We start from the raw sequence: 11871 nt of genomic DNA, 5'->3' as shown, positions 1-11871 counted from the left end.
ATGGACTGGATGGCCCAGGAGCAGGAGCGGGGCATCACGATCACCGCAGCCGCCACTCATTGCATCTGGCGCGACAGCCGCATCAATATCATCGACACCCCAGGTCACGTGGACTTCACCATGGAGGTCGAGCGGTCGCTGCGCGTGCTCGACGGCGCCGTGGCCGTCTTCGACGGCGTGGCCGGCGTGGAGCCGCAGACCGAGACCGTCTGGCGCCAGGCGGACCGCTACGGCGTGCCCCGCATCTGCTTCGTCAACAAGCTGGATCGCACCGGTGCCGATTTCTTCTTCTGCACCGGCAGCATCCGCGAGCGGCTGGACTGCAACCCGCTGGTGCTGCAGGTGCCGATCGGTTCCGAGTCCGACTTCGCCGGTGTGGTCGACCTGCTGACCATGCGCGGCCTCGTCTGGAACACCTCCGACCTGGGTGCCACCTGGGAGGAGGTGGAGGTGCCGCCGGAGTTGGTCGAAATGGCCGAGATGCGGCGGGCCGAGATCATCGATGCGGTCAGCACCATCGACGACGGCATCCTGGAGAAGTTCGTGGCGGAGGAGGAGATCACGGCGGAGGATCTGCGGCCGGCCATCCGTCGGGGCACCCTGTCCGGGGAGTTCGTTCCGGTGCTCTGCGGCTCGGCGTTCAAGAACAAGGGCGTGCAGCCGCTGCTGGATGCCGTCGTGGACTACCTGCCGTCCCCGCTGGACCTGCCGCCGGTGGAGGGAACGCACCCCCGCAGCGGTGCGATACTCACGCGGGACACCGACGAGGCGGAGCCGTTCGCCGCCCTCGCCTTCAAGATCATGTCCGATCCGCACGTGGGGCGGCTCACTTACTTCCGCATCTACAGCGGCAAGGTGTCCAAGGGCGATCAGGTCCTGAACAGCCGGACCGGTCGCACCGAGCGCATCTCGCGCCTGCTGGAGATGCACGCCAACGATCGCCTGGACCGCGCCGAGGTGGGCGCCGGGGACATCGTGGCCGGGGTCGGCTTCAAGAACACCCGCACCGGTGACACGCTCTGCGCCAAGAACCATCCGATCCTGCTGGAGCAGCTGGATTTCCCCGAGTCGGTGATCGACGTGGCTGTCGAGCCCAAGTCGAAGGCCGACCAGGATCGCCTGTCGAAGGCCCTGCAGGCGCTGGCGGAGGAGGATCCCACGTTCCGGGTGCGTACCGACACCGACACCGGCCAGACCATCATCGCCGGCATGGGTGAACTGCATCTCGAGGTGATCGTGGATCGAATGCTGCGGGAGTTCAAGGTGGACGCCTCGGTGGGCCGGCCCCAGGTGGCCTACCGGGAGACGCTCACCGCCCCGGTGCTCGAGCACACCTACATGCATCGCAAGCAGACCGGCGGTCTCGGTCAGTTCGCCGTCATCTGTGCCTCGATCGAGCCGCTGGGGGCAGGCGAGGACTTCGAGTTCGTGAACGAGGTGAGTGGCGGGGCGATCCCGAAGGAGTACGTCCCGTCCGTGGAGGCGGGTATCCGCGAGGCTCTCACCACCGGCGTCCTGGCGGGTTTCGCCACCGTCGGGGTCCGCGTCATCCTGAACGACGGCAAGTACCACGATGTGGACTCCTCGGAGATGGCCTTCAAGATCGCGGCGGTGGCCTGGTTCCGGGAGGCTGCCCACAAGGCTTCGCCGGTCCTGCTCGAGCCGGTCATGGCAACAGAGGTGGTGGTGCCCGAACGCTTCCTGGGCGATGTCGTGGGCGACATCAACAGCCGCCGCGGGCGGGTGCTGGCGACCGAGCAGCGCAGCGCCAATCAAGTCGTCAACGCCACGGTGCCGCTTGCAGAGATGTTCGGATACGCTACCGACCTGCGTTCGCGCACTCAGGGTCGGGCTACCTACACCATGCAGTTCGACTCGTACCAGCAGGTGCCCGTGTCGGTGCAGGAGACGATTATCTCCCGCGTGCGCGGCGTCTGACCAACCGAAGATCCGACTGCCGCCGCGAGCGCACCGCCGGAACGAGCCGCGCGGCCGGGTCGCGCGAATTCGCAACACAACCGCCTGCAAACGAACCGAACAGAACCACAATCGAAACGGAGCATCAGGAGCGAGAAATGGCCAAGGAAGTCTTCCAGCGTTCGAAGCCTCACATCAACGTGGGGACCATGGGGCACATCGACCATGGCAAGACGACACTGACCGCTGCGATCACGCGGGTCCTGTCCGAACGCGATCCGGAGTCGACGCAGTTCACGGACTTCGACTCCATCGACAAGGCCCCCGAGGAGCGCGAGCGGGGCATCACCATCAACGTCGCTCACGTGGAGTACGAGACGCCCAACCGGCACTACGCCCACGTCGACATGCCCGGCCACGCGGACTACATCAAGAACATGATCACCGGTGCCGCGCAGGTGGACGGGGCGATCCTGGTGGTCTCCGCCGCCGACGGGCCCATGCCGCAGACCCGCGAGCACGTGCTGCTGGCCCGGCAGGTCGGCGTGCCGCGCATCCTGGTGGCGCTCAACAAGGTGGACGCCGTCGACGACCCTGAGCTGCTGGAGCTCGTCGAGCTCGAGGTGCGCGAGCTGCTGGACGAGTACGGGTTCCCCGGCGACGACACGCCGGTCATGCCGGTCTCGGCGCTCAAGGCACTGGATGGCGACACCGAGGCCGCCGATCAGGTCGTGGCACTCATGGAGCAGGTCGACAGCTACGTGCCCGAGCCGGCCCGCGACGTCGACAAGCCGTTCCTGCTGCCCATCGAGGACGTGTTCTCGATCACGGGCCGCGGCACGGTGGTCACCGGCCGGGTCGAGCAGGGCATCGTGAACACCGGCGACAACGTCGAGATCGTCGGCATCAAGGAGACCCGCAAGACGGTGTGCACCGGTGTGGAGATGTTCCGGAAGATCCTCGACGAGGGTCGCGCCGGTGACAACATCGGCGCGCTGTTGCGCGGCGTCGCCAAGGACGAGGTGCAGCGGGGCCAGGTGCTGGCCGCGCCCGGCTCCATCACCCCGCACACCCACTTCGAGGCCGAGGTCTACGTGCTGACGAAGGCCGAGGGTGGGCGCCACAAGCCGTTCTTCGACGGCTACCGGCCGCAGTTCTACTTCCGCACCACCGACGTCACCGGTTCCATCGCGCTGCCCGAGGGCATCGAGATGTGCATGCCGGGCGACAACACCCAGATGACCGTCGAGCTGATCGCCCCCATCGCCATGGACGAGGGTCTGCGCTTCGCCATCCGCGAGGGTGGGCGAACCGTCGGCGCCGGCGCCGTCACCAAGATCCTGAAGTAGCCCGCCGTGGCCACGGGGCAGAAGATCCGGATCCGCCTCAAGGCGTACGACCACGAGGTCGTGGATCAGTCGGCGCGCAAGATCGTGCAGACCGTGAAGCGAACCCAGGCCGACGTGCGCGGGCCGGTGCCGCTGCCCACCGAGCGGCACCGCGTCACCGTGATCCGCTCACCCCACAAGGACAAGGACAGCCGCGAGCACTTCGAGATGCGTATTCACAAGCGGCTGTTGGACATCGTGAACTCCTCGGCCAAGACGGTGGACTCGTTGCAGCGCATCGACCTTCCCGCCGGGGTCGACATCGAGATCAAGATTCTCTGAGGCCCTGCGCCCAACTCGTCATTCCGGCGCGGGCCGGAATCCAGTGGTGTCCGGGTGTCCGGGCGGGGCTACCGGTGGCGCTCCGGCGGCCTTGGAATGGCCGCCTACGGCACCCCCGGCATCCCCACCCTCGGTCGGCGGCGGGTTGCTGTCCCGCGGGCTCCGGGGCGCCGGGATGATGGCGCGGGCGACCACCAGTGCCAGCCCGCACGCCGAGGCGCCGAACCAGAAGGCCGCCGGGATCCCGCCGAGCCAGTTGGCGACGGTCCCCGCTAGGACGCCGCCGAGGCCGAAGGCCAGGTCGAAGGAGATGCTGAACGCCCCGACGGCCTGACCCCGCTCGGTCTCCGGCGCCGCCAGGATGACCAGCGTGAACAGCGCAGGGAACATGAAGCCCTGCCCCACCGCCAGGACGACCGTGCCGAGGTAGACCCCGGCGGGGGCCTGCCAGAGAGCCATGACCGCAAGCCCGGCCGCCGAGGCGCTCAGAGCGACGGTGGCGGTGGCGCGGGCGCCGATCCTGTCGACCACTCGTGCGGTGAGCACCCGTACGGTCAGCACGGTCGCCGCCAGCAGCATGAACACGTCGCCGGCCCGTGCGATTCCCACGTCGGTCGCCCACAAGGCCGCGAACGTCACGAAGCTGGCGAAGCCCATCAGTCCGATCAGCAGGACCGCGCCCGGGGCCCGCGCCGCGGGGTGAAGCAGCGGCTTCGGCCAGAAGCGCCCGTCGGGTAGGACGCTGCTGCGGTTCTGCGGGACCCGCAGCGAAAGCACCGCGGCGATCAGGCTCAGCCCGGCCGCGAGCAGCCAGACCACGTCGAAGGAGTAACGCTTGATGAGCCATTCGGCGAGTACGGGGCCGAGGGCGAAGCCCACGTACGCCACCCCGGAGAAGTACGACGTGGCCTCCCCGCGGCGGCCGGCGGGGGCGAGATCCTGCAGCGCCGTCGCCGCGGCGACGAAGTAGGCGGCTTCGGCGAGGCCGGTCAGCAGGCGGAACCCGACGACGGCGCTGATGCTCCGGGCGGCCAGGAGGCCCAGCATGCTGGCGCCCGCCACCGCCGAGCCCAGGACCAGCACCCACCGGCGCCCCTTGAGATCGGTGAGTCGCCCCGCGGGGAGCCGCAGCAGCGCGGCCGCCAGTCCGGCGATCCCCATGGCGACGCCGACACCCCAGTCCTGTCCCCCCAGAGTGGTCGAGACGAACCGCGGGATCGCCTCGAACATCATCCCCGTCACGAGGAAGTACCACACGCAGGCCAGCAGCAGCGCCGCGAACGCCGGCGTGAAGAGGCGCTCGGATGTGGGGCGCTCCGTCACCCGGTGAGTATGGCGTGTACTTCCCCCGGTCCATGGACGCCGATGACCAGCGTGCTCTCGATGTCGGCCGAGCGGGACGGCCCGGTGACGGCCACCAGCTGGCTCGGAGGATCCTCGACGCTGCGCAGGTAGTCGCCCAGGGTGTCGACGACGGTGCCGGCTTCGATCACGAAGATGCAGGCCGGGGGCAGCAGGCTGGCCGCCCGCCCACCGTTGTCGCCGGCTCGCAGCAGCACGGTGCCGGTCTGCGCCGCGGCGGCGACGGCCCGCACCACACCGACGGCGGCCCCTGCCGCGGCCTGTGACCCGCAGTCCGGCCAGAGCAGATCAGCGCCGACGCCGAGCCCGGCGGCGGCCAGCAACGGCCCGTCGTGGCGAGCGGCGTAGGCGGCGACCGCTTCCGGCAGTTCCTCGCCGGGGATCCGTTCGGCGGTTCCGCCGAGAGCCGTCCAGGACTCCATGAACCCGTCCGGGCCGCTGCGGGAGGTTGTGAACCGAGCGGCCGGCGTCGGCGGCGGTTCGCCGGTGTCCGCACCGCGGGGCGCGCCGGACCCGAGTCGCGCCAGGAACTCGCCTCGCGGCGTGCCTCCGCCCCCGTCGGTCATCGCTGTGGGCCGCACATGGTTCTGGCGACCGGGGAGGTCGTGCCTGTGTTGTGGGGGCGGGGGGCAGGAGCCTCCGTGCTCAGACAGAGAAACTGCGCGCGGAGCCTCCTGCCCCCCGCCCCCGAGGCCTTGTGGATCGGCGGTCGATTGCCCGGGAGGCTCACGGCAACTCCCGCCCGCGCCGCCAGGCTCCCAGCCAGCCGACGTCGGGCAGGTGGCGCATCCGGCGCAGCAGCGGCAAGCCCGCCCGGGCGGCGAGCACCATGATCCGGAAGGTCCAGCGCCTCGACCACGCCTGAGACCACAACCAGAAGCCCGCCCGCCGCAACCGGGAGGCGTCGGCCCGGGCATCCCGGTGGCGCAGGTGCAGCAGCAGGTCGTGCAGCGGGATGCGCACCGGGCAGATCTCAGTGCAGGCGCCGCACAGCGACGAGGCCTCCGAGAGCTCGCGAGCCGCCGGGTCGTCGGGTCTCAGCAACGGGGTGAGCACGGCGCCGATGGGCCCGCTGTAGACCGAGTCGTAGGCGTGGCCGCCGACCTGCCGGTAGACCGGGCAGACGTTCAGGCAGGCGCCGCAGCGGATGCAGTGCAGCGCCGACGAGAACTCGGTACCCAGCGCTGCGCTGCGCCCACCGTCCAGCACCACGACGTGCAACTCCTCGGGACCGTCGATCTCGCCGGGACGCCGCGGGCCGGTGATGATGTTCGTGTAGACCGTCAGTGCCTGGCCGGTCGCGGAGCGGGCGAGCAGGTTCAGCATCACGTCCAGTTCGGCGAAGTCCGCCACGATGCGCTCGAGTCCCATGAGGGCGATGTGGGTGGGCGGCAGGCTGGAGCACATGCGCCCGTTGCCCTCGTTCTCGACGAGGCAGATCGAGCCGACCGAGGCGACGGCGAAGTTCACGCCGGTGATCCCCACGCCGGCGTCCAGGAAGGCCTGCCGGAGACGTCGCCGGGCATAGGCCGCCTCGGCCTTGATCTCGGGGCTGACCGGCGCTCCCCGATCGGCGCTGAGCAGGTCGGCGACCTCGAAGCGATCCTTGTGCATTGCCGGTGCCACGATGTGCGAGGGGGGTTCGCCGGCCAGTTGCTGGATGAACTCCCCCAGGTCGGTCTCCACGACGTCGGCGCCGGCCTGCTCCAGGACCGCGTTCAGGTGGATCTCCTCGGAGATCATGGACTTGCCCTTGGCGATGACCTCGCCACCGCGCCGGTTGACGATCTCGGCGATGATGGCGGTGGCCTCGTCGGCGTCACCGGCCCAGTGCACCTGCCCGCCGCGGGCGGTCAGGTTGTCCGACCATTGCTCGAGGAGTTCGGGAAGGCGCCGCAGGGCCTCCGCCCGGATGGCGGAGGCGGCGTCGCGTAGTTCGTCGGCGTTGGCCAGTGCGGAGATGGCCTCGTGGCGCCGTTCCAGCATGAGGCCCGTGCCGCGGGCGATCGCCGCCCGCATGCGCTCGTCGCCGAGGGCGCGCCCGGCTCGACCGCTGAAGCTGACCGGGGTGGCGGTGGGAGCGCTCACGCGGCAGGGGCTTCGGCGCGGCGTGGGTCGCGCGGTTGCCGGGCGCTCACGTCTCGCGGTCCAGCAGTGTGGCCACGTGATCGAAACGCAGCTCCAAGCCGCGGCGGCGGGCCCGGCCCTGCAGATGCAGCAGGCACGAGAGGTCACAGCTCGTCACCTGCTCGCACCCGGTTGCGACGAAACTGTCCAGCTTCTCGTCGGCCATGGCCACCGACACGGCGGGCAGCTTGACCGAGAACGAGCCGCCGAACCCGCAGCATCGCTCGCTTCCCTCGGCGCTCCGTGTGGGGTGTCCGGCGTCGGCGAGAGCCCTCCTGACCGTCGCGCCCGCACCGAGCTCGCGCAACGCATGGCACGAATCGTGCACGATGACCGCAGCGCGCCCTCCGGGGCGTGAACCATCCGGGCCGCCGGCGTGATCGTCGTGACCGGTGCCGCTGGCCGGCGCCGCGTCGTCGCCGGAGGTCGTCATGAACGCCGTCAGTTCCACGGTGCGCCCGGCAGCCCGGCGGGCCGCTGTTTCCTCGCGGGTTCCCTCGAACAACTCCGGCCAGTGGTGGGCGATCATCGTGGCGCAGGATCCGGAGGCAACGACGCAAGGTCTGTCGTCGTCGCCGAGGGCACGCAGCGTGCGCCGGGCCACGCGCCGCGCCTCGGCCCCGTAGCCGGCGTTGTAGGCGGGCTGTCCGCAGCAGGTGGCGCCCACCAGCGCTTCGGGTTCGTGGCCGGCGCCTTGCAGCGCTCGCTGCGCCGCCGTCGCGATGTCGGGCCGTAGCAGTTCGACGAGGCAACTGGCGAAGAACCGGACGATCACGCCGCGCACCCTAGCAAGTCCCTGCGGCAGTGTCAACACACGTTCGTGAAATCGACAAAAAGATATAGCGGTGCTGCTGATATCGGTAGAAGCAGGGTTGGACTGTCCGAGCCAGATCTCCTTTCCGAAGAAGTCAAGGCTCGCCGCTGACGCGCCAAACCGGTATCGGTCGCCGGACCGACTGACCTGACTCCCTTACAGCGACTCCCTGGCGCTCGGCGGCATAACTGGGTCTGGTCGGTGCGGAGCCGGCTCAGCCGGGCTCGATCCCACAGTCGTGCGGACCGCGGATCGGATGGCGGCGAGTTTCAGCTATGCCTTCCACTGCCCGTACGCGACACCCCTGACACGAGGCTCGCGTGCGAGCATCTCACCCAGTCTTGTGATCTCGTCGATATCCCATGCCAGCGCGTCGCAAACCGCAGCGTCCCAACGGCGTCGCACCTCGGTGTAGCCGTCTCAGAACTGCGGCACGACCTCGCCTCGAGTGGCCTCCGAACAGTCGGCGAGAGGCTCCGTACACGCGCGGTCGCTGATGTTGGGGATGGGCAGGGCGTTGACCGCAGCGGTGTTGTAGTTGGGGAAGTGCAGGAAGCGCCCACCGAGGCGCATCAGCACCATCCGTCCGACCGTGGAGTTGACGAATACCGCCAGTGCTTGCGCCTGTCGGAGGGTTGCTCCCGTGACCGGACGCCAGCCCCTTCCGACATGCGCCTCGGTAGTGGCCAGCGCCGTCAATCGGGTGGCTGGCATCCATTGGCCAGTGGTGAGGAACAGGTGCCCAGCCTTGGACAGGATGGGCGCGGGGCCGTTCCCCTCCCAGACCCAGTGCTCGTCGGGCGCGCCCTCGATCGTCTGCTGGACGTCCACGCCCTTGCTGTCAAGTATCGGGAAGGCTCCGGTTCGCCGCGCCGCCGTCAGCGCCAGGGTCGCCGGTTCGATGACCGGGAGGAAGTCCTGTCGGGCTATGGAGTTCCACGAGTCGCCGAACCCTTGCTCGGGTTCGGGCGAGGACTTGATGTCGGCGAGCGGGTCTATTCCCCTCCGGCCCAGCCAGCCGCCCGCATGGATGCGCTGATGCAGCATCGCGGCATTCATCCATAGCAGCGCTGCGACGGTCGCGCCGTCGGCGCGCGGTTTCCCCTGCTTCGGCGCGGCCAGGCGGTCGAGGCCGAAGTGAGCGTCCGTCTCAGCAGCGAGACCCGCCTCGTCGTGCAGGTGCCGCGCGGCCTCGTTCACGGCGTCGGCCAGCAGGTTCAGGTCGCGCTTGACCTTGTTGCCGGTGAGGCCGGACTTCTCCAGCAAGTGCATCGCGACGTGTCCGCCCAGCTGTTCTGACAGGTCGAGCAGAACACCCTGGACGTGGCCTTCGAACGCGGCCTGCCTCTGGGCATCGCGTTCGGCTCGCCGACGGGCGCGTTCGGCGGGGTCGGGCAACTCGCGCCCCCGCTTGCCCTGGGCTACCTGACCGGCGCGCCGCTTCGTCTGCCTTGGATTGACGTGACCCTGTTGCTGGTTCGGCTTGGGCTTGTGGCGAACCACCGAGTCCTCGCGGGTCGCGGTACTGCCATCGGGTCGTTTCACGTGGACGATCAGCGACGTCGGCTCGTCCTTGAGTGCCTGCCATCGTGCTTCGTCGAATGGCTCGGTGTTGTCGTAGTCCAGCAGAGGGCGGTCTTCTCGCACCGCAGCACGGGCGGTGTCCTCGGCCCGGTCTCGGCTGCCGGTCACGACCGCGTATTCCAATCTCGTCCTGTCCGGCCTGCCGACCGCGACGGCGGTCCTCAACTCCAGTTGCGGCGGAGGCTCAGGGGGAAGCTGAATGGTCAACATCTCCGGCAGAGCGTCCTCGATGCGCTTGTCGTGCGCTCGTAGTGCCTGGAGAATGTCCCCGAGTTCCCGCCAGCCCTCGTGCTTGTCGCTGATGGCGAGGTGGCGTTCGGCGTCCACGCCCGGCGGGATGACTACCGGCACGACGATGTAGCCGAGAGCCTTGCCCTCGGCGCGTCGCATCGCTCGGCCGACGGCCTGCACCACGTCGATCGGCGACTTGCGCGGCTCCAGGAACGCGACCGCCGAGAGCGATGGAGAGTCGGTGCCCTCCCCGAAGATCCCGACGTTCAGGACACCGTGTGGCTCCTCAGATGTGGCGGCGGCGAGCCTCCGTTTGGCTTCGTCGCGGCCTGCCACCGGCGAAGATGCGTCGAGGTGCTCCAGCCGGTACTCGGATGCGGCGTCGTCAGCCCGCTTGGCGACCCATTCCCGCACCGCCGCGGATTGCAGAACCGATGTCATCGCCTTGCTGCGGGCAATCGTGTTCAGGAACCCGATACAGGACCGAAGCAGCACGCGGCCTCCGTCCGACGCGCGGGCCGCGCCGCCCATCACCAGCGCGAACGCCATCCCCTTGAGGTAGTCGCCGGTGCTCGGCAGCCGACCGGCTCGGCGGCCAGGCGCTTTGACCCGGTGCCCGCGCCCGGCCGCGGCCCGCACCGCCTCGGCGTCGAGGGCCGCCTGTTCGTCGGCTTCGCGGACGAGTTCGTTGGCGATGTCGGTGGCCTCCTGCCCTCCGACGGCCATGGCGATGATCCGATAGTCCGACAGCCAGCCATTGCGAACCGCATCGGCGTAGGAACGCCGGTACAGCTCGACTCCGAAGATCTCCGGATCGTCCATCTGACGCAGCACGAAGTCGGCTCGGTCGGCGCGGCCCGACGCCTCTGCCAAAGCACTGTCTCCGTAGATGCGCGGCGTCGCGGTCTGGTAGACGCGGTACGTCGCCGGGAAGGCTTCGCGGTCATGGCACAGCGTGAACTCCCGCAGCCTGTCCTCCGCGGCGGTGCTGCGCTTGCGGCGGCGCACTCCCGCGGTGCGGTGCGCTTCGTCGCAGACCAGAACCTTGAATGCGTCCGAGGCCTCAGCCTTCGCGATGCCTTCCGAGATGCGCCGCGCGGACTGGTAGGTGCCGAAGACCACGCTCACCGAGCCGCTGCACGCGCCGTTGCGCCGCTGCCGTATCCAATTGCCGATCTCGTCGGCATCGGTGGTGACCGGACATCCCTTGATCTCCTCGGTCGTCGCCAAGCCCCTGTCGAGTGTGGCGTCGTCGTCGTTGGCGACCTTCTCCTCGTCAGCGGCGACGCCTTGGTCGGAGCACACCGCCATCACCCGCATCGGCCTTCGGGCGTGCTGCAGAAACTCGCGGCGGATCTGTGCAACCAGCGCAATCGAAGGGCACAGGACCACCGACAACTCACCGGGATAGGTCAGTTCTTCCGTGATCCGCAGCGCGATGCGTGTCTTGCCGGTGCCGCACGGCAAAACAATGCGGCCACGCGCCTCGCCTCGCGGGATGTTCTTCTCATCGGCCTGCTCGTTGGCGCGGAGACGTTCGACCGCCGTCCTCACCGCTTCTCGCTGCATACATGAGCGCGTTTGCGTCGGCGGCTCCTCCGTGTCCGCCGGGGAACCGCCCGTGCCGGCCTCGCAGTGCGGGCACGCATCGGTTTCCATGCCGGCAGCCAGGGCGGTGCACTGCGACTGGACGGCCTGTGCGACATTCACGACCTGCACCGGAGCGCCCGACATGCTGACCTTGCCCGGTGAATGCCCGCCCAGCGGGACGGCGCCGTTGACCGCCAGCCAGCGTTCGGCCCAAACGGCAGGATTCGCGGCAGCGGACAGGAACTTGTCCAACTCACCCGAGGTGACCCGCTCGCCCTCGCCGACCGGATTGAGCCTGCGAGCCTTGACCTGAATCGCGATCCACCCGCCGTCGTCGCGGCGGCGAGCGACGAGGTCAATGCCGACATCCACCTCGGGTGTGCCTTCGGGCATCACCTCGTCGCGGTCGGGCCAGTCCTCCCAGCGCCAACAACCGTCCACGTGCCAGTCACGGATGTGCGGCGCCACCTCCGCAGTCAGGAGTTCGAGCCATCGGCCGTCGGTTTGCTGCCGGGCGTTCGCATCAAGCTCGGCGAGCGCAACGTCTAGGGCTGAACCAGCGTCGCTGGCAATGTC

At 69.2% G+C, this 11871-nt stretch carries 8 protein-coding genes; 3 read left to right on the top strand and 5 right to left on the bottom strand.

The genetic code is table 11. The features are described 5' to 3' along the window. The 3 genes from fusA to rpsJ form a co-directional block, all read left to right on the top strand. A partial coding sequence (gene fusA / locus OXG55_14030) for an elongation factor G (protein ID MCY4104359.1) occupies positions 1 to 1938 on the top strand: 1938 nt, incomplete at its 5' end. Positions 1939 to 2075: 137 nt separating this feature from the next. After that, on the top strand, positions 2076 to 3266 hold the full coding sequence (tuf, locus tag OXG55_14025) for an elongation factor Tu (GenBank protein ID MCY4104358.1): 1191 nt from the start codon (positions 2076 to 2078) through the stop codon (positions 3264 to 3266). 6 nt (positions 3267 to 3272) lie between these two features. Beyond that, the gene (gene rpsJ / locus OXG55_14020) at positions 3273 to 3587 is read left to right on the top strand and encodes a 30S ribosomal protein S10 (GenBank protein ID MCY4104357.1); all 315 of its coding nucleotides are present in this window, start codon (positions 3273 to 3275) and stop codon (positions 3585 to 3587) included. 18 nt (positions 3588 to 3605) lie between these two features. Here the strand turns inward: rpsJ and OXG55_14015 are convergent, their stop codons facing one another. The 5 genes from OXG55_14015 to OXG55_13995 form a co-directional block, all read right to left on the bottom strand. Beyond that, positions 3606 to 4910 (bottom strand): MFS transporter, encoded by a 1305-nt coding sequence (locus OXG55_14015; protein MCY4104356.1) that lies wholly within the window; start codon positions 4908 to 4910, stop codon positions 3606 to 3608. After that, on the bottom strand, positions 4907 to 5515 hold the full coding sequence (locus tag OXG55_14010; protein ID MCY4104355.1) for an LUD domain-containing protein: 609 nt from the start codon (positions 5513 to 5515) through the stop codon (positions 4907 to 4909). The genes OXG55_14015 and OXG55_14010 overlap by 4 nt, the downstream gene beginning before the upstream one ends. A gap of 160 nt (positions 5516 to 5675) precedes the next feature. Continuing rightward, complete coding sequence (locus OXG55_14005; protein ID MCY4104354.1) at positions 5676 to 7037, bottom strand: LutB/LldF family L-lactate oxidation iron-sulfur protein; 1362 nt, start codon at positions 7035 to 7037, stop codon at positions 5676 to 5678. 46 nt (positions 7038 to 7083) lie between these two features. Then, the gene (locus tag OXG55_14000) at positions 7084 to 7851 is read right to left on the bottom strand and encodes a (Fe-S)-binding protein (GenBank protein MCY4104353.1); all 768 of its coding nucleotides are present in this window, start codon (positions 7849 to 7851) and stop codon (positions 7084 to 7086) included. Between the two features lie 459 nt (positions 7852 to 8310). Next, positions 8311 to 11763 carry a DEAD/DEAH box helicase family protein gene (locus OXG55_13995; GenBank protein MCY4104352.1) on the bottom strand — a complete coding sequence of 1151 codons (3453 nt, stop codon included), beginning with the start codon at positions 11761 to 11763 and terminating at the stop codon, positions 8311 to 8313. Between the last annotated feature and the right edge of the window lie 108 nt (positions 11764 to 11871).

It is taken from the genome of bacterium, assembly GCA_026708055.1.
GTDB lineage: Bacteria > Actinomycetota > Acidimicrobiia > Acidimicrobiales > CATQHL01 > VXNF01.
Note: the sequence above shows the minus strand (reverse complement) of the source record. Positions and strands in the feature narration are given on the sequence as shown.

What these genes read in the sequence shown, in the direction of transcription:
- tuf (MCY4104358.1), top strand. Translation starts at nt 2,076, where the DNA reads ATGGCCAAGGAAGTCTTCCAGCGTTCGAAGCCTCACATCAACGTGGGG.
- OXG55_14010 (MCY4104355.1), bottom strand. Translation starts at nt 5,515, where the DNA reads ATGACCGACGGGGGCGGAGGCACGCCGCGAGGCGAGTTCCTGGCGCGA.